Origin of the sequence: Leptolyngbya sp. PL-A3 (assembly GCF_039962325.1) — a bacterium.
Classification (GTDB): Bacteria; Cyanobacteriota; Cyanobacteriia; order Elainellales; family Elainellaceae; genus Vacuolonema.
In genome coordinates, this window is the sequence record NZ_JAMPLB010000022.1 from 1 (window position 1) to 16711 (window position 16711).

Sequence of the window (16711 nt, forward strand, 5' to 3'; positions counted from 1 at the left end):
TTAAAACCAAGGCTGTGTTTCCAGATGAGGAGTCTGTTTTCAAGCTGATGTATTTGGCAATGAACAACATTGCTAAGCGATGGAATCGACCGATAAAAAATTGGAAGGCAGCCTTGTCTCATTTTGCTATCCTATTTCCAGGACGCTTCAACTATTAAAAATCTAAAGGCTTACACAAAAATCTAAACACTCTCGCCTGTGCTGTTGAGAAGCGACCCTTTTACGACATTTCTGTCCTTCCAGGTTCTGCATCGCTTCCTGAAATGCCGACAATCGATGGTCCTGTAGTCTTTCACGGTCGCACCACTCTCATCCTACGGGCTTTTGAGCACCCGGAATGGCGACGTGGTATCTTCTTTGATCCGATGCACTTTCAACACCGGACCTACGCTACTGCCTATGGTGATCAGTTGCTGAATGCCGATGCCAAGGTCATGACATGGGAAGAGTTCCTTCGCCAATCACGTGCTCCAGAAGAACTTGTCTTTCTCAAGCCAAATGACGATTTAAAGCGCTTCACCGGAGGCATGTTCTCCTTTGCCCAGTGCTCCGCACTCTACGACCGTCTTCGCAGCGCAGTGCAACCGATCGACCCAACAGCGGAAGTGGTAGTCGGCAAGCCACGTGAAATCGATGCAGAGTGGCGTGTGTTCATAGTGGATGGTGAGGTTATCAGTGGCAGCATGTACCGACCGAGTGACGATACATACCTTCCTCCCGATCTCATTGTCTTTGCAGAGAGCGTTGCCTCACAATGGGTGCCTGCAAGCGTTTTTGTTCTGGATGTAGCACGTGTCGAACAAACGTGGAAGATTGTGGAATGTAACTGCTTCAACGGCAGCCGATTTTACACGGCTGATGTCTGTCGAATTGTACGAGCCGTTTCAGAACACCAAGAACGAGCGATGTAGGAGGATGTAGCAACTCTGTCCAACATGACGCTGAACCGGAACTACCTATAAGTTGTTTGGGTTTCAAAGGTGTTTATGTCTAGTTCGCTTAACTGTTAACCGCCTAGAAAACTGAGAGCAGTGCAAGTGATTGAAATTGCAACAAGTAAGGATTTCGAGGCGATCGCTGATTTGAATGTCGCAGCCTACGCAGAATTTGCATCGTATCTCCCGTCTGGTTCTTGGAAAGTCATGCAGAAGAATCTGCGAAATATTTCAGAAAGAGCAGAGGCGGCAGAATTCATAGTTTATCGTTTCAGCAATGACATTATTGGTTCGGTTGCTTACTGTCCGGCGGGGAAAGGTGACCCGACAATTTTCAGGTCAGATATGGCCTCGCTCCTCTTGTTGGCAGTTCACCCAGAACATCGAGGCAAAGGTATTGCTAAGGCTTTAACCATGGCGTGCATTTCCAAAGCAATAAACGATAAGGCGAGTTCAATCGGTCTTTTCACAAGTGAACTGATGCAGTCCGCACAACATATCTACCGGGACTTGGGCTTTCAGCAAGAGTCGGAGTTGCCCAAGCGAAATGGTGTTAGATACTTTCGGTTTGTTCTTTCGTTGGCTTCTGGTGTTGTCGGCGGCTAATAAGCTATTGCAGCGAACTGAAAGATTCTGCCAGTAATGAGTTAAAGGCTGTTGCAACCACTGGCTAGGATCGTTCGGCTACAAAAATGCTCGGAAAGTATAGATAGTAAGAGTTTTGCAGAGCGACCATGGATGATACTTTGAGTGTTTAGTGGGGCACCCAATCATGAAACAGATTCAAATTCCTGTTAATGGAGACAACATCTCCAGATATGAGTTTTATATAGAAGAGGAATTCCCAAACGCTATCATCACGTGGTTAACTGATTGGTTGACCAAATACATAGAAAGTGGTGCGAAATTTTCTAATGGCCAAATTTTTCAGTATGGGTGGTCCGTATTACAGTGCCAACTGCAAAATAATTGCCTGAGGTTACTTGCTCCAGATTTTCAATCTATGCCAATTGAATGGATACCAAATATTACAAAAGTTCTTCACATTCTAATGGAGCATAAGTATGTACCAGAAAGCTTTGAACTCGATATGGATGTTCCCTCTTTGGAAGATACTGCCGTTGTTGGGCGAGGGTTTGAAGAGTTGCCAACAATAATGGTTAGAAGCAGTAGGAGTGAAAATAATCCTCAAGATTCAGGCTGGTTTGTTGGTAGCTTTAGAGAAGATATCGATAACAATGATCCAAGTAATCTTGAACTGATGACTTTGTATGAAGTAGTGCTGTGTGCGCCCCATACCCTGAGATATTTATCTATGCCCCAGGGAACGCAGATTGTGTTTGAGAGCAACTCTCCAGTTATCTTCTTTGATGAGCAATTGCTGAATCCAAAAGCTGGTAGTTACCTCGCTAATAAGCTAGCTCTCGAAAGTTAGTGCTCTACTTAAACTACATTACGTTTAATTGTAGATCTGCTATACAGCGCTTTGCGCTTGAATCAGCCACGGTTGTTTTTGTGGGAGCCGCGCTCCGCGCGGCTCCCACAAAAACAACCGGATTTTAAGCGTTTGAAAAGCGCTGTATAGCCGCACACTGCAATGCACTAGACGATAATGAAGCATGTCCGTTGCAGAGCGATATTTCTGCTAGTTTGCGGATCCTCGCTCTTCGGACGCTCGGGCGACGAAATCGAAATTCCTGACGGCACCTTCGATACGCCGAACCAGGTGCCACCCACCTGTAAGCTCTGGGTTTGTTGTTGGGAGAATTAGTTGCCCCCGTTCAACGTTGCACACCGATATGAGCGCGACCTATTTTCAGGCTTCAATTCAAAATGAGAATTGCTGTTTCAGCACCCGTTGCGTCTGAAAAGTGCAAACACTATGGGAGAATAGAGCTTTCATGAGATTTATCTATGCCTGCAGCTTACATTCAAAATGAAGCCGAGTTTGATGCTCTTCTAGGTGCAGAGTCATTGTTTGTTGTAGATTGCACTGCCTCCTGGTGTGGCCCTTGCAAGCTGATTGCTCCATTGATTGATCAGCTCGCAGATGAATATGGCGATCGCGTCAAAGTCTTAAAATTAGACCTGGATGCTAATAAAGAAGTAGCTAAGCGATATGGAATTCGCAGTATTCCTGCCGTAATGTTCTTCTCTCAAGGCGACGTGGCAGAAACACTCGTTGGCGCGAAAAAGTACGAAGAATACAGTACTACTCTCGGCAAGTATCTGGCTTGAAATCAATAGATCAGTAGGTGGTTGCAATTAAACATAAGACCCAAAAGCAATGACGCCCACTAAGCAGGCGTCATTGCTTTTGGGTCTTATGTTTAAGCGGCCTGAGCCAGACGATCGCCTCACCAGAATTTGGGCCTCGGTAGAGCCATTATTGAGATGCAGTTGGTGCTGACTGGGGCTGGTCGCACACGAAGCGTAGAACGGCGGCTGCGCTACTGCCTGCCTGAGGTTGTGCTAATTGGCCCGCATCGTCATAGCTAATTCGCTGAATGACCTGCCGCTGTCTATCGTGGACGACGACTCGCCTGAGCCGGGAAACGCCGCTAGCACAATCGACAGAACGATACAGCATGGCACCATAAACTGGTTGCTCTACCTCAACCCCAATGAATGCATTGTTTGGTTGCGGAAAATCGCGATATTCCCAATACCAAACAATTCCATCCCTAAATTCAATGGAGTTGCGCTCTACCATGAAGCGATCGCCCACAGCATTGCGTGTGACCTCGAACCAATTTTCTTGAGCCGGTTGAGCCAGCGCACTCGAAACGCTGATAAACGGAATAATTGCTGCTAAACCAATCAACAGAGTTTTCATAGCGTTACTGGGAATTAGACGGAGATTGGCCACCAGACGCACCTTCAGAAGTGCGACTGCGATAACCCTCAACGTTTTGGATAGCTTGTCGGGCGTAGGAATCATCAGGGCGTTCATCTAATGCCCGTTGAAAATACAGGAGCGCTCTTTCGTAATCCCGCTGCTGCGTTGCCTCATAGCCTGCTGTCATGTAGCGATCGAATTCTGAGGGCTGCTGTGGCTGTTGTGCGGGAGGTGCGGAGGGTTGAGGTGTGGCAGCAGCACTCGATGACCCTCGCTGCTGCTGATAGGCATTCACAACCCGCTGAATGTAAGCTGAAATTTCAGCACTGTTGTACTGAGATGGGTCACCTCGCATCCACCAGGCAGCGGCTCGACGTACCGCTAGCATTTCATCGTTGTTGCTAGCGCCATACTCATCTTGCAGCACATCTCGCATCACACACGTTACAACCGAACGGGCAACCACTGGGCTAGCCTCAAATTCAGTTGGTGAAAGCTCTCGACCGATGCATGACCTTGACCATCGGGGAATGTTTCCTGGCATAATTTGCCAGTCACTATATAGCCCGTCATCTGCACGCCCCGTTTGAGGCGCTGCTTGCCGAAGTGCCTCGACCAGTGCTGCAACTTGACGGTCTGAAACTTGTGCCTGGGCTGGTAGCGTTCCTATAGCCAGAAGGACGCCAAGGCTGACGATTAGTTTGCCAATTGATGCTCGCATACTATCATCCCAAATTACATCCCAAGTTGGATCTTACATTCATTATTTGAGGTTTGTCATTCATCATTTGTTAGTTGTTTTTTATAGAGAAATAGGCACTGAAGTGAGAGAGAGGGGTTGGACGTTGGACAAGGTTTGTCTTCTGCGTGCAATATTGAGTTCCATATTTGGGAACTTCTTTGTCAACTAACTTGGGAGAGGTTTTGTGAGTAGGGAAGTGCGATCGCATCAGCTCGTACGTTGGATCGAGTAACTCTAGCCCTGTGTAACCGAGTGGTTTGCCAATGTTCAAGTGTGGGGCTATCCCGCACCTAAACATAAAATTTGAGGAGTTTTTGAGGGGGTGTAGATCTCTCAAAAACTCCTTGACAAAGTACTAGCAAAGACAATGCTGTAAGGAGATTTCCAACAATGAAATTACCCCCAGGATGTTGGTGCTTTGCCCGCTTCGCGGGCAAAGCACCAACATCCTGGTAGATTCTTATGCAGAAACCTCCTAAGTAGCAGAAGTTGAAGAATTGGGGAATGCTTGAAAAGCGGTGCTGGAAGACTATTGGATTCGGCACACATACTTTGAAAGAACAGGACTAGAATCTATGAGAGTAAGGTTACTGGTGCGGTGCATTCTCATTGCTTGTATGGCCCTGTTTGTTTTGGCTGCATGTCGTAACCCAATATTAAGCAGCCAAGAGTCAGCCCAGATTCTTCTCGTTGGGAACAGCTTTACCTTTTTCAATGATGGTATTGATCAACAACTGGTAGGGTTGTCTCCTTCGAGCCGTGTGTCCAGTGTTGCTCTAGGAGGCTATACCTTAGACGACCACACGCATGACAAGAATACTCGCCGAACCATCCGTGACGGTGGCTGGGAATATGTCGTCTTGCAAGAACAAAGCCAAATACCTATTTTTGATCCAGGAAAGTTTCATAAATCCGTCAGAAAGCTCGATAAAGAAATCAGAAAGCGGGGAGCCAAAACGGTTCTTTTGATGACCTGGGAACGTCCCGATAGTGTGAGTTATGGAGTTACGACGGCAAGCCTGGCAGATGCCTATAACGCGGTCGGCGCAGAACTGGGGGCTACAGTAGCGCCAGCAGGTTTAGCATTTGCGCGGTCCCTAACTGAAAGGCCAGATCTGGTGTTATACAACCTGGATGGCCATCCAACCCCTTATGGAACTTACCTGGCAGCGTGTGTTCTATACGGCACGATCTTTGAGCGTAGCCCTGTCGGTAATCCTTATGGGGGCAGAAGTATCCCTAGAGACGTGGGAGTGTACTTTCAAAAAATAGCAGCGGAAAGTTTAGGTTATTAACAATCGGCTGATCGGGAACTGTAAGGTGACGCCATACTGTTGCGATCGCAGTCAGCGTTAACCCCAACACGGGCTCGCGCTGCAGGAAACCATGACTCCCGCTATATACACACCAGCCGCCGCGCTCTAATGAGCCTACTTTGCTACAGGGGCTGCGAGGGTTCCTTCTCCCAAGCCAGCGTCTCGTAGCCGCTGGGCACCAATATTGCGGCTCAGAACGGCCAGTCCAGCCAGATGAGCCTGCAATCCTGCGGTACTGGCACAGCAGTCTGTTAATACAATCGGTTCAATGCCCTGATCGAATAGATCCATGGCGATTTTTAGAACACACATATCTGTGTCGATTCCAACGACAGCGATTTGTTGAACCTGGTTCTCACAAAGGTAATCCACTAGCTCACTGGGCATTCCGCATAGGCCCGGTTTACTGAAGACGAATTCGGATTGGATGTAGGGTGCTAAATCTTCGGACAGGTCAGTTTCAGGCGCGTCATGACAACCGTTCCACTGGAGAAGACGTGTGTAAGGGCCATCGGCTGCATTAATGAAGCGGGTAAATAATACAGGGGAATAAAGCTTCTGCTCAATTAAGCGAGCTACTCTTTTAGGAATATGATGGGTAAAGTCATTAATAAAACCTGTTTGTACATCCACAACCAGTAAAGGAATAGTCATAAATAGTTTTAATTAGCTTGCCATTTTTACTATTAACGATTTTCTGTGTAAAGCTTAGTCTTGCACCTAAAAATCCTTCTTTAGTAGGAGGAGTACACAAGCTGGTATGGAACCTACCGTAACCGTTCTTGCATCAGGATTGAACCTCTTGTCTTTTCAAGGGGTTACGGTCTTTCAGGATGCAATTATCGTAGCCACTGTGGAAGGAGATTTAGTACGGGTTGCACCTGACGGAACTTTAGTGACCTGGGTGAACGTGGAGCGCTATGGTATCCCTGCTGGAATTGTCGGTTTGCAAGAATCGGTTATTGTAGCTCTTTCGGCTCAGGAGTTGGGCCACTCTCTCGTGCAGGTCACTAAACAAAGCGAAGTATCTTCTCTGGCAGATTTATCTGACTTTGCAGGGGACTTTGGCGCACCATTTGCAGTGGCTGCTAGCGAGGGGTACTATCCCTTCTACCTAGTTGCTGTTTCAACAGATGTGTTGGGTTCTGCGGGCTTGATTGTTCGAGTGACCCGCTCTGGTAGAACAACTGTCTTAACCCCTTTAGACAGCACATCTTTTGGGATTGGAATTGGAGAAGATTACATTATCGCGACTCAAGAAAACGGGCAAGTTTTGAGAATCGCTTTTACGGGGGAAACGAAAGCGATCGCCGATCTACAACAAGCTGACCTGGGTGCCCCTTTGGATATCACTCGTCTGGGCGATCGCTGGATGACTGTGACAACGGCAGGTTGGCTAGTAGCCCTAAAGCCTAATGGAATGTTATCTCCTATCATCAACATCGCGGAGATGGGTGAAGGCTTACCAACAACACTCACGACTCTTGGCAATCAATTGATTGTTGCGACCCAGGCAGGTAAGTTGCTGCGGATTGAGGTGTAATTGCTGATCCTACAACGCTTGGCGCTTGAATCAGCCACGGTTGTTTTTGTGAGAGCCGCGCGGAGCGCGGCTCTCACAAAAACAACCAGATTTTAAGCACTTGAAAACCGCTGTATGACATGACAAAACCTCCCAACCAAAATTTTCACATTAGTATCTTTATCGCAGATGTGCTGGAACCAGTAACTTGGGATATAAATCTGAACTGACTAACTCTGCTGTTGCTCTGGCTGGTGTGTAGCGAATTGTTTCTACATGGGTGGCAGATTCTAAAGATTGAGTGCGGAACTCAACCTGTACTTCAGCGATCGCCTGAGCTGAACAAAGACACGCCTGAATAGCTTGATCGGTAATGAAAAAACGAAAGCAAATTGGAAAAGAAAAAGAATTTTGGATCTGCAAATCTTTATAACCATACACAACGGTTGCATCAGAACCTAAGGGAGCAAACCGTGTGGCATCTGTGTAAATATCTTTGGAGTGTGGATGACGCTCCAGGATTGTTAATCCAGATTTGAGCGCCAGAAAATAAAGCATGCCCGATAACTGGCATAATCCGCCACCTACCGATGTTGCCAGCTCTGTGCCAGTAATGGTTCTTCCTTCAACGAATCCCGCTTTAGTGGTGGGGTTTCCAACCAGATGCCAGAAAGAAAAAATTTGACCCGGCAGAATCACGACGTTCTGAAGCTTTTGGATAGCCAGGTTGAGGTTATGTTTCTTTCGCTCAAGATGGTGCCCTGTCATGGAGCCCAGAGGCTGGGTTAGGGTTACTTGTGGCAGAAAGTCATCGTGAGCGTGGGTGTCGCGATGCTTTGCCAGTTGCTGCCATTTTCCTGTGAGCCGAGCTGCCAGGTATCGCTGAACGATGCGTATATTAACTCGCCAACTTGGCGGAATAAGTTTTTTCATTCCATTGTCCTTGTTATTAGTCGTACTTAATCAGTTGAATAAACAGATAGGATGCAATGTTTTTTAGCCATGTTTGGCAGAGAAAATCATCGAGCGATCGCACTCGATCACGGTAAGTTGTTGGAATTCGGTGCACTGGAAAGAGCATCACCCCGCTCGATGCCTGAAGCTCCCATTTGCCCTGAGTCGCCTCACGAATCTGTGGGATAGATAAAGCGGTTGCCCCGTGCCAATCTTCTGCCCGGTATCGCACCAGATTGCGGCGTAAGGCCGATGGAATATCAAAGATCAACATGCCTCCCGGACGCAAAATGCGGTGGCATTCATCCAGAATGGTGGCAACCTTTGCTGGGTTCAGATGCATGAAAAAGTGAAGAGAAAAGATGGCATCGTAGGAAGCTGAGGGGAGCGGAATTTCACATGCGGATGCCTGAATTAGAGATACATCAGGATATTTCTGGCTGGCGATCTCTAACATGTTGGCACTGGCATCTAAACCAGCCGTCGCTAAATCTAGAAAACGCCCCGTGCCACAGGCTAAATCCAGAACGGATGAATCGGAGGAGCGAGGTAACCAGCGCTTCAAAATCTTCCGTTCCTGGTCATCAATATAACGACCATAGGTGTTGGCAAAGCGTGAGCGATCGTAATCAGCGGCAATGCTGTCGTAATACGATTGAATGGATTGTTCTTCTGTATCGATATTCGCTAAAGGATTGGTGATATTAAAATCGCTCATGTTATCCCTTTTTGAATAGAATCAACGTTCAATGCAAAAAGTGTTAAAGTATTTCGTCTTTCATAGTAAACATCTGAAAACCCGATTATTCCGCAAATTCTATATCAGTCGTTTCTGTTCGTTATTGAAACTTATCTATCTTTTTATGAAAATCGTATTGCTTCAAATGTTTACAAAATTGGTATCCAAGGAGAGTACCAGGACAGAATCCCGTCGCTTTTCCTGGATACCTAACTTTGTGCCTCACTTAGAGGGCGATCGCGCAATCCTAAACTGACCAATACTGACAGGAAAGCCGTACTGCCAACCATCCAGAAGACTAGATGAAAATTACCGCTAGAGCTGAGGATGCCTGCAAGAATGCTAGAACCCACAATGCTCCCAAGGTAACGGCTGGTCGAGAAGATGCCTGCTGCGACGCCAGCTTCTTTGGGGCTTAAAGACTCGATGGCTGACGTTTGTAACCCTGCCATTGAAGCACCCATCCCGCTTCCGGCGATCGCCAAACCGGGCAGCAAAAAAGCAAGGGGCACCGTTTCTGCCTGGATGACGAGAGGCAGCAAACCCAGGGTAAACAACGCCAGACCTGCGACGGTTGGTATCCGGCGGCCCCAACGGTCTGCCCACCGTCCGCCGAGAGGCGAACCAACGATCATCAACCCTGAGAAAGCGGCGAGGACAAAACCAATTTGTGAGTCCATCCATCCCGCCCGTTCAGACAGAAAGATGGGCAAGCTGAGCAATGTGACATACATTGCCAGGTTGCTGAGGGCGATCGCCCCACTGGCAGCGGCAAACGCTCGTTTCCGGAAAAAGCGCAGTTGGATAATGGGGTCTGGATGTCGTCCTTCATAGACGAATAATGCTGCCATTAACGCAACAACACCCGCCACCGCTACTCCTGGCGAAACAGGGAGGCCACCCTGCCGCATTTGGGAAAGGAACCCGGCTAAGCTGGCCAAGACTGACGCTAACAGGAGCGATCCGCCCCAATCAAATGGACGGGATGAAGCTGATGGTTTGCTGCGAGGAAACGCCCACCACCCCAACAGTAAAGCTGGCAGGATGAGCAAGACATTGACAAAAAAGATGGCTCGCCATCCGGCCAGACTGGTCAGCACCCCTCCAATAGGCGGGCCGATCGCCGCCGCTAAGGAGATCGCACTGCTGATTAATCCAAACTGGGTCGCACGCTGGTGATCGGGCACGACTTCTCGTACTAAAGCGACCCCGTTGGGAATAGCGATCGCCCCAGACACCGCTTGCAACAGCCGAAAGCCTATGAGCATCTCCAGAGTCGGTGCCCAGGTTGCGGCTAAAGACGCTCCACCAAAACAGATCAACCCTCCCAAAATGAGGGAACGTCGGCCCCAGCGATCGCCCAATTTACCAGCGATGGGTTGCAGGGTTGCCATAGCAATCAGATAGCTTGTCACGAGCCAACTGGCGTGGGCAACGTTCGTTTGAAACTCCGTGATCAGGCGCGGCAATGCGACCGCGATCATGGTCGAGTTCAACGGTGCCAGCATTGAACTGAGGGTGATCGCAATGAGTAGAGCGCGATCGCGCCAAACAGATTTGGAGGACGAATCATTCATGTCAATTAGGTTTAAGCCTCAGAAGGTCGTTTTTCGTGCGCTACATACACACAAAAACAACACATCCTCTTAAACACCAGGGGACGCAATACGAGTGATGGCGCGGCACTGGAGTAAGTATAAGGTGGAACCCTCAAAGCACCATTCCATATCCAGTGCTTGCTGGAAGTACTGTTCGCACTGGGTTGCCAGCAAATTGAGTTGCTCCAGATGCCATGCCTCCAGGCAGAGGGCACGTATCCGATGCGGTTCTACCTCAACTTCCTGGGTGTGGCCCTCCGTGCTCGGCATCACTGCAATATCCTTCATCCCAGGAGTTTGCTCAAGAACAAGCCCTTGCCGGGTTAATCGGTAATGGTCGGGTGTGACCAGGCCCGACACAATCGCCTCACCCAGCCCCCAGGATGCCTCAATTACCCGCTCGTCCTGGCCGGTGATCGGGTTACGAGTAAACAGTACCCCCGATTGCAGAGCAGGAATAAACCGTTGCACGACAACGGCAACCTGAGGTGCTTGAGTAATCCCCAAGCGCTGGCGGTAGCTTTGTGCTGCGGCACTTTGCCCGGATTGCCAGACCTGTTGCACCGCTTTGACCATGCTGTCAGGTGAGCAAATATTCAAGCAGGTGAGATGTTGACCCGCGAAACTTGCCTCACTGGAATCTTCCCCCACAGCCGAGGAGCGCACGGCCACAGGCCCTTTCAGTTGAGCAAAGGCTTGTAAGGCCAAGTCGATCGCAACCGGGTCTTGAGCGGCGATCGCGTCCACCAGACCGGCTGTTAGCGCAAAGCCCGGTGGAACAGGAAGGCCCGCCCGAATAGCGGCCCCTAATTGCACAGCTTTACCACCACAAGCGGTTTCATCAACAGCGTCAATTAAGTTGATCGGTGCGTATAGCGGTACATTCAACAGCGTCATGCCAGAATTTTCACCTCTCCAGTTGTTCCATCAATCCGAATGCGGCTACCATTTGGAATCGCCTGCGTTGCTTCCATGCAGCCCACGACAGCAGGCAAACCATATTCACGGGCGACGATCGCCGCGTGCGATAGCAATCCACCGCGATCGGTGACAATGCCTCCCAGCATCGGCAACAGCGCATTATAAGAAGGGGCGGTCATCCGAGCGACTAAGATATCGCCTTCTTTCACCTGCGCCATGTCTTCCAGGTTGAGCACCAATCGGGCAATGCCTTCATACTGGCCTGGGCTAGCTGCAACCCCTTGGATGGTTTGAGGCTCAATTTGCTTACCCGGTGCTGCAAATAAGTGCCCCAGGACCAAGTTAATCGCGCGGCTCAAACGGGCCGCAGCAGGTGGCAACCACTCATCAGGTGGCGGGGGACTGGGGGGCGCGCCCAGATGAACGGGGGCATCGGCAATGGTTTTGCTTGTGCGGTAATGGAAATATTCCGCCAGCTCACTGGCGGGAATTCCGTCCTGCCCATTGAGCATGGCAACCAGTTCGTCGTGGGTGAGTTCAACGGCGTGCTCTGGCTTGTCTAGCTTGCCTGCGGCTACGAGGCGATCGCCCGCCGCTAAGATAGCCCGTCTCGCAATTCCGGTGGCCCAGGCATCATTGAGATAGCCACGCTCATCTCGAATGCGATAGGTTAGACGGGCTTCTGCGAGTAGTTCATCAAAGGCGGCACGATGTTCCTCCGGTACAGCGGCTCGAACTTTTGCCGTTTGCTCTGCCAACTGTTCAGTCGCGCTCTCATGTACTGTGTGCTCTAAGGCGGAACGAATTGTTTTGACCAATAACTCCGGGGTATCCAGAGCCGACAAATCCCCAACGTCATACCCGGTTAAGACGCGTAGCCCAACGGTATTGAGATAGGCTTTTGCTGCCTCACCAACGTCCCCTGGCATCGTTTCCAATTGATGCAGAATCTCGGCGGCAGGTTGTTGGCTATTGAGGATGGAGGCGGCTGCGGGCTGTTGGGAAATGGCTTGGGCCAGATGTTGAATTTCGGCGATCGCTCCAATCGAAACAGGCGTTGCTCCTTGCAGCAGTTGTAGGAGCGTTTGAGCCTCCAGCCCAGTCCATGCTTGCGTTTGTACGAGAAAATCGCCGAGGGGTAGCAATGCACAGGGATTCAACCGATGGTGGAAGTAAATCGCCTCGGCGACCGCATCTCGACAAGCCGTAAGGTGAGTAATGAGGTCTTCAAGCGATAGCTGTTTGGGATCAACACTTTGCAGCTCTAGGTATTTACGGGTCAGTTCTGGTTTCCAGGTTTCGTCCCATTGTTTCAGGTCTTGCCGCCATAATTTCTGCTCAAAAGCAGCTTGAGAGGCTTTAATGCGCTGGCGAACCTGGGGATGCAAGCGGGTGAGTAGCTTAAAAATCAATTTTGGCGGCGGTGCTTTGGCTTCGAGTGGTGCCCCTACGACATGCGCGCAGTTGTAGGCAAAACCATTCACGACACCGTATTCTAAATAGTCCAGCAATAGCCCATATCGAGCTGTTCCTTCCCGGAATCCTCGCTTAAATGCAGGGGGAAAGACATCTGCCCCCCAACGTGTCATGGGGCGCGCCCAATGAGTTGTTTCTAACGTCCAGGAACCGGGGCCTGGTGGTACAAAATTTTCTACGTACACAGACATAACAGGTGAGGCGTGAAAGAGCTTAACTTCTGGTGATTTCTTATAGGAGCTTCTCTAGCTTCTACAGATTTTCCGTAAAATTAACCAGGCCTTAACTTTTCTTTAAACAGCAATGTAGCTTTGCCGTACAGAGGAGTTGAGCAGGTTCTTCTCGGGTGAGGTGTGGATTTGGGCGATCGCCCCACGTGAAGGTACGAGAGAGGGGTGTGGGACTTTGTCCCATAACTCTCTCTCGTATCTCGTTAAGACCGGATAATGCTGTTTATCTTAATCAATACTGTTTTGTTGATATAGGGCTATGGTACAGGTCAAAATCTATGGATTAAGAGAGTATCTTGATCCAATCAAACATCAACTCTCTGATGTCATTCATTCCTGCATTATCGATGCACTTCAGTATCCATCTGATAAACGCGCACATCGTTTCTTTCCGCTTGAATCCTCTGATTTTTTCTATCCTGAAGGGCGTACCCTGCGTTACACCATTGTGGAATTCAGCATGATAGAGGGACGCACGGTAGAGGCGAAGAAACAGTTAATGCGCCTGATGTTTGAGCGAGTGCAAACCCTTGGAATTTCAACGCACGATTTGGAAATGACAATTTTTGAAACTCCAAAGCACAACTGGGGGTTTCGAGGTTTGCCTGGGGATGAGCATCAGCTGAACTATCGGATCGATGTGTAATGCTGCACTCGGAGTAAGCAGCATGAATCTTGAAAGCGAATATAAAGAGTGGAGGGCGATCGCCCTCCACTCACTTCTATAGGCAAGGAACTCTCGGTAAACCGAAAACTGACCTGTGTTTGGAGAGGGTAAATGTGACGGGTTTATCCTGTTTTCCGATATAAAGAAGAACTTGCTTGTAGTAGCAGTGGTAAACCTTGGGATGTTTGCCCTATGCGAACGGTTGAATACATTGAACTATTTTGGGATTGTCCAGAATGAGACAATCTTTCAAGGCTTAATGGAGTTAGATGTTCCGTCCCCTTCTCCTCAAATGGTAAAACACAACCAAGGTGGCATGGTGCTGACGTAGAAGATTTAGAGTTCCAGTTTTTCAGAAAAACCAAAGCTCTAGGTACTCAAATGCCGCTGATTTCAGTGCGATTCAATCAAGATGTTATATCAACGAAACGTTCTAAGGAGAACATTGTGAAAGGTACAAACTATATTGCTAACTCTCTAGCGGCTTCTTTGGTGTTAACGGGTTTATGGAGCCTCAACGTCAATGCACAACCGTCTGGTAGTTGGATGGAGCAAACTCTAGGCCGCTATGAGGGCCAGATTTGGGCGGCAGGTGATTTACTGCCGGCAACAACGGAATTTAGAGAAGCAGAAGATGGTTCTCTGGAAGGTAGCTACACCATGAATGAACTAGGAGAAATGGTGCCAGGCACATTGTCTCAATGTGAAGCCGTGCAAGTTCGAGTTATGCATTGTGTCTGGAATGATGTATACGGCACTGGAAACCTTGAAGTGACTTTCTCTGAAGACTTTTCTAGCTTCAATGGATACTGGGGTGAAGAAAACTCAAAACCTGAATTTCCCTGGAATGGTTCACGATAGTTCAGCTTCTATAGTGCTTGAGAGGAAACAAGATGAATCAATCGGATTCTGGAACTGTATCTGTTGGTATTTACATCTTTCCTGATGTTGAAGTTTTAGACTTTGCTGGGCCTTACGAAGTTTTTACTACGGCGTCTCGGGTGTTCAAACGTGCAAACCTGTCCTTGCCTGAACCCTTTACAGTCTTCACGATCGCCCCTCAACCTGGTACTATACGAGCCCGCGCTGGTCTTGTTGTACAACCGGATTACACCTTTGCCAATCATCCCCCTATTGATCTGCTACTCATTCCAGGAGGGGTTGTTACCAAAGAACTTGAAACTCCAGATGTTGTTGAATGGATTACTCAACGTTCGGCGATCGCTACATTAACCGCTTCAGTTTGTACAGGTTCCTTTCTGCTAGCAAAAGCGGGTCTCCTCAATAACCAAATGGCAACGACTCACTGGGAAGATATTCCGGATATGCGGGCTATGTTTCCCAATGTGCAAACGGTTGAACAGCAGCGCTGGGTCGATGCCGGAGATGTAGTGACATCGGCAGGTATTTCAGCCGGTATTGATATGAGCCTTCATCTAGTTGAACGTCTTGCAGGCCGAGAGCTCGCGTTACAAACTGCCCGCCAGATGGACTTTGATTGGCATGAGAATACCTAAGTTCATGAGGAAGCCATACTTTGTATCAAGTCAAGGTAACTGATCACAATAAGAAGCGGCGTGGTGCTCAGTACCACGCCGCTTCTTATTGTGATCATTTAACCCAATGCGGTATGAGAGGATGTGTTCTGGAGAGTGAGTCTTAGGAGCACATGCCTTGAAATGCATCTAAGTAGCAACGTTCAGTGAAGAAATGAAAGATAAACGCTGATTGGCTGTTCCTCATGTCAGAATGAAGCCACCGTCTACTGCTGTCTAGCATTTGTCAGAAGCAATCGAGGAAGTCTCCTGATATGAAAATTGCATTTGTGATACTCGCGCACAAATATCCTGAGCAAATTATTCGATTAGTCAAAGCGCTGAGTTCAGAAGGCGATCATTTCTTTATTCATATCGATCAGCGGGCGACATCTGTTTTTAGTGACGTTGAAAAGTTACTAGGCAATACTTCTCATGTTTTCTTGATGGATCAACGGGATGCTTGTCGATGGGGGCAGTTCAGTATCGTGAATGCTACGCTGAATTGCCTGCGGAGGGCTTGTCTGACACAGGAAAATTATGACTATGTTTTCTTGATCTCTGGGCAAGACTATCCCATAAGGCCTTTATCGGAAATCAAGCGGTTTCTTGAAGAGAACCGGGGACAGCAATTTATTGAAGCTTTTCCTTTAGCGGAACCTAATAAATGGACGAATGCCGGAGGGGCTTATCAAGCGATGAAGCGAGTCTCAAATTGGCATTTCTTTCTGCGAAGTCGTCCGTTTCATGTTCCATTGCAGCGGAAGCTTCCTAATGCACTCGTACCCTATGGCGGTTCGCAGTGGTGGGCTTTGACTGGAGAGTTTGTGCAATGGATGATCAATTATCTGAATACTCATCCCAATGTAATTACTTATTTTAAGTACACGTTTATTCCAGACGAAATGTTTTTTCAAACTCTGGTTTGTAACTCTCCCTTTAAAGAAGCAGTGGCAAATTACAGCTTGACGTACACGGATTGGTCAAATCCCAATCCAACGCCTCCACGAGTCCTGACTATGGAAGATGTTGACGCACTCAAAATATCTGACTTGTTATTTGCGCGAAAATTTGAGCCCGGTAGGAGTGATGAAGTGTTAGATCTGATCGATCAATTGCTGTGAAACAAAATTATCCTTCTGGGTTTTGGAAGATTTGAGTTGATGAATGATGAAGTTGAGTCTGGCAGCGAAGTTGGCGTTATGGGAGCCCTTGCCGTACTATTACCGTAAATTGG

19 protein-coding genes and 1 pseudogene are annotated in these 16711 nt (G+C 48.4%); 11 read left to right on the plus strand and 9 right to left on the minus strand.

The window, feature by feature from the left end:
- From NDI52_RS17350 to NDI52_RS17370, 5 genes and pseudogenes are all read left to right on the plus strand, one after another.
- Positions 1–158: pseudogene (locus tag NDI52_RS17350) on the plus strand (IS256 family transposase); the annotation flags it as partial.
- 105 nt (positions 159–263) lie between these two features.
- A complete protein-coding gene (locus NDI52_RS17355) occupies positions 264–911 on the plus strand; it encodes an ATP-grasp domain-containing protein (RefSeq protein ID WP_190771581.1) in 648 nt (215 codons plus the stop codon).
- Between the two features lie 126 nt (positions 912–1037).
- Entirely contained in the window at positions 1038–1541 is a 504-nt protein-coding gene (locus NDI52_RS17360) for a GNAT family N-acetyltransferase (RefSeq protein WP_190789452.1), read from the plus strand.
- 166 nt (positions 1542–1707) lie between these two features.
- A complete protein-coding gene (locus NDI52_RS17365; protein WP_190771583.1) occupies positions 1708–2370 on the plus strand; it encodes a DUF2185 domain-containing protein in 663 nt (220 codons plus the stop codon).
- A 479-nt stretch (positions 2371–2849) separates the two neighbouring features.
- Positions 2850–3173, plus strand: coding sequence for a thioredoxin domain-containing protein (locus NDI52_RS17370; protein ID WP_190771584.1), 324 nt, complete (start codon positions 2850–2852; stop codon positions 3171–3173).
- Positions 3174–3321: 148 nt separating this feature from the next.
- On the opposite strand, the gene NDI52_RS17375 is transcribed toward NDI52_RS17370, so the two are convergent.
- Both NDI52_RS17375 and NDI52_RS17380 read right to left on the minus strand, forming a co-directional pair.
- Entirely contained in the window at positions 3322–3771 is a 450-nt protein-coding gene (locus NDI52_RS17375) for a hypothetical protein (protein WP_190771585.1), read from the minus strand.
- 4 nt (positions 3772–3775) lie between these two features.
- A complete protein-coding gene (locus tag NDI52_RS17380) occupies positions 3776–4495 on the minus strand; it encodes a hypothetical protein (protein ID WP_199307958.1) in 720 nt (239 codons plus the stop codon).
- 596 nt (positions 4496–5091) lie between these two features.
- On the opposite strand from NDI52_RS17380, the gene NDI52_RS17385 reads away from it, so the two are divergent.
- A complete protein-coding gene (locus tag NDI52_RS17385; RefSeq protein ID WP_190771586.1) occupies positions 5092–5811 on the plus strand; it encodes a hypothetical protein in 720 nt (239 codons plus the stop codon).
- 135 nt (positions 5812–5946) lie between these two features.
- Here NDI52_RS17385 and NDI52_RS17390 read toward each other — a convergent pair whose 3' ends face one another.
- Positions 5947–6486 carry an isochorismatase family cysteine hydrolase gene (locus NDI52_RS17390; RefSeq protein WP_190771587.1) on the minus strand — a complete coding sequence of 180 codons (540 nt, stop codon included), beginning with the start codon at positions 6484–6486 and terminating at the stop codon, positions 5947–5949.
- 106 nt (positions 6487–6592) lie between these two features.
- Between NDI52_RS17390 and NDI52_RS17395 the strand changes: the two genes are divergently transcribed.
- The gene (locus NDI52_RS17395) at positions 6593–7375 is read left to right on the plus strand and encodes a hypothetical protein (RefSeq protein WP_190771588.1); all 783 of its coding nucleotides are present in this window, start codon (positions 6593–6595) and stop codon (positions 7373–7375) included.
- A gap of 159 nt (positions 7376–7534) precedes the next feature.
- Here NDI52_RS17395 and NDI52_RS17400 read toward each other — a convergent pair whose 3' ends face one another.
- The 6 genes from NDI52_RS17400 to NDI52_RS17425 all read right to left on the minus strand — a co-directional run bounded on the left by NDI52_RS17400 (position 7535) and on the right by NDI52_RS17425 (position 13456).
- Positions 7535–8287 carry a VanW family protein gene (locus NDI52_RS17400; RefSeq protein WP_190771589.1) on the minus strand — a complete coding sequence of 251 codons (753 nt, stop codon included), beginning with the start codon at positions 8285–8287 and terminating at the stop codon, positions 7535–7537.
- Between the two features lie 16 nt (positions 8288–8303).
- Positions 8304–9026 carry a class I SAM-dependent methyltransferase gene (locus tag NDI52_RS17405; protein WP_190771590.1) on the minus strand — a complete coding sequence of 241 codons (723 nt, stop codon included), beginning with the start codon at positions 9024–9026 and terminating at the stop codon, positions 8304–8306.
- 230 nt (positions 9027–9256) lie between these two features.
- Positions 9257–10624, minus strand: coding sequence for an MFS transporter (locus NDI52_RS17410; RefSeq protein ID WP_348256474.1), 1368 nt, complete (start codon positions 10622–10624; stop codon positions 9257–9259).
- A 69-nt stretch (positions 10625–10693) separates the two neighbouring features.
- Complete coding sequence (locus tag NDI52_RS17415; RefSeq protein WP_190771592.1) at positions 10694–11542, minus strand: PEP/pyruvate-binding domain-containing protein; 849 nt, start codon at positions 11540–11542, stop codon at positions 10694–10696.
- Complete coding sequence (locus tag NDI52_RS17420; protein ID WP_190771593.1) at positions 11539–13155, minus strand: PEP-utilizing enzyme; 1617 nt, start codon at positions 13153–13155, stop codon at positions 11539–11541. The genes NDI52_RS17415 and NDI52_RS17420 overlap by 4 nt, the downstream gene beginning before the upstream one ends.
- A gap of 169 nt (positions 13156–13324) precedes the next feature.
- Complete coding sequence (locus NDI52_RS17425) at positions 13325–13456, minus strand: hypothetical protein (protein WP_277874411.1); 132 nt, start codon at positions 13454–13456, stop codon at positions 13325–13327.
- A 75-nt stretch (positions 13457–13531) separates the two neighbouring features.
- Here NDI52_RS17425 and NDI52_RS17430 point away from each other — a divergent pair, with 75 nt between their 5' ends.
- From NDI52_RS17430 to NDI52_RS17445, 4 genes are all read left to right on the plus strand, one after another.
- Entirely contained in the window at positions 13532–13918 is a 387-nt protein-coding gene (locus NDI52_RS17430; protein ID WP_190771594.1) for a tautomerase family protein, read from the plus strand.
- Positions 13919–14386: 468 nt separating this feature from the next.
- On the plus strand, positions 14387–14800 hold the full coding sequence (locus NDI52_RS17435) for a hypothetical protein (protein WP_190771595.1): 414 nt from the start codon (positions 14387–14389) through the stop codon (positions 14798–14800).
- 32 nt (positions 14801–14832) lie between these two features.
- Entirely contained in the window at positions 14833–15456 is a 624-nt protein-coding gene (locus NDI52_RS17440; RefSeq protein WP_190771596.1) for a DJ-1/PfpI family protein, read from the plus strand.
- Between the two features lie 293 nt (positions 15457–15749).
- Positions 15750–16598, plus strand: a complete 849-nt coding sequence (locus NDI52_RS17445; protein ID WP_190771597.1) for a beta-1,6-N-acetylglucosaminyltransferase — start codon at positions 15750–15752, stop codon at positions 16596–16598.
- The last annotated feature ends 113 nt before the right edge of the window (positions 16599–16711 follow it).

What these genes read in the sequence shown, in the direction of transcription:
- NDI52_RS17355 (WP_190771581.1), top strand. Translation starts at nt 264, where the DNA reads ATGCCGACAATCGATGGTCCTGTAGTCTTTCACGGTCGCACCACTCTC.
- NDI52_RS17365 (WP_190771583.1), top strand. Translation starts at nt 1,708, where the DNA reads ATGAAACAGATTCAAATTCCTGTTAATGGAGACAACATCTCCAGATAT.
- NDI52_RS17370 (WP_190771584.1), top strand. Translation starts at nt 2,850, where the DNA reads ATGCCTGCAGCTTACATTCAAAATGAAGCCGAGTTTGATGCTCTTCTA.
- NDI52_RS17375 (WP_190771585.1), bottom strand. Translation starts at nt 3,771, where the DNA reads ATGAAAACTCTGTTGATTGGTTTAGCAGCAATTATTCCGTTTATCAGC.
- NDI52_RS17380 (WP_199307958.1), bottom strand. Translation starts at nt 4,495, where the DNA reads ATGCGAGCATCAATTGGCAAACTAATCGTCAGCCTTGGCGTCCTTCTG.
- NDI52_RS17385 (WP_190771586.1), top strand. Translation starts at nt 5,092, where the DNA reads ATGAGAGTAAGGTTACTGGTGCGGTGCATTCTCATTGCTTGTATGGCC.
- NDI52_RS17390 (WP_190771587.1), bottom strand. Translation starts at nt 6,486, where the DNA reads ATGACTATTCCTTTACTGGTTGTGGATGTACAAACAGGTTTTATTAAT.
- NDI52_RS17395 (WP_190771588.1), top strand. Translation starts at nt 6,593, where the DNA reads ATGGAACCTACCGTAACCGTTCTTGCATCAGGATTGAACCTCTTGTCT.
- NDI52_RS17400 (WP_190771589.1), bottom strand. Translation starts at nt 8,287, where the DNA reads ATGAAAAAACTTATTCCGCCAAGTTGGCGAGTTAATATACGCATCGTT.
- NDI52_RS17405 (WP_190771590.1), bottom strand. Translation starts at nt 9,026, where the DNA reads ATGAGCGATTTTAATATCACCAATCCTTTAGCGAATATCGATACAGAA.
- NDI52_RS17410 (WP_348256474.1), bottom strand. Translation starts at nt 10,624, where the DNA reads ATGAATGATTCGTCCTCCAAATCTGTTTGGCGCGATCGCGCTCTACTC.
- NDI52_RS17415 (WP_190771592.1), bottom strand. Translation starts at nt 11,542, where the DNA reads ATGACGCTGTTGAATGTACCGCTATACGCACCGATCAACTTAATTGAC.
- NDI52_RS17420 (WP_190771593.1), bottom strand. Translation starts at nt 13,155, where the DNA reads ATGACACGTTGGGGGGCAGATGTCTTTCCCCCTGCATTTAAGCGAGGA.
- NDI52_RS17425 (WP_277874411.1), bottom strand. Translation starts at nt 13,456, where the DNA reads ATGGGACAAAGTCCCACACCCCTCTCTCGTACCTTCACGTGGGGCGAT.
- NDI52_RS17430 (WP_190771594.1), top strand. Translation starts at nt 13,532, where the DNA reads ATGGTACAGGTCAAAATCTATGGATTAAGAGAGTATCTTGATCCAATC.
- NDI52_RS17440 (WP_190771596.1), top strand. Translation starts at nt 14,833, where the DNA reads ATGAATCAATCGGATTCTGGAACTGTATCTGTTGGTATTTACATCTTT.
- NDI52_RS17445 (WP_190771597.1), top strand. Translation starts at nt 15,750, where the DNA reads ATGAAAATTGCATTTGTGATACTCGCGCACAAATATCCTGAGCAAATT.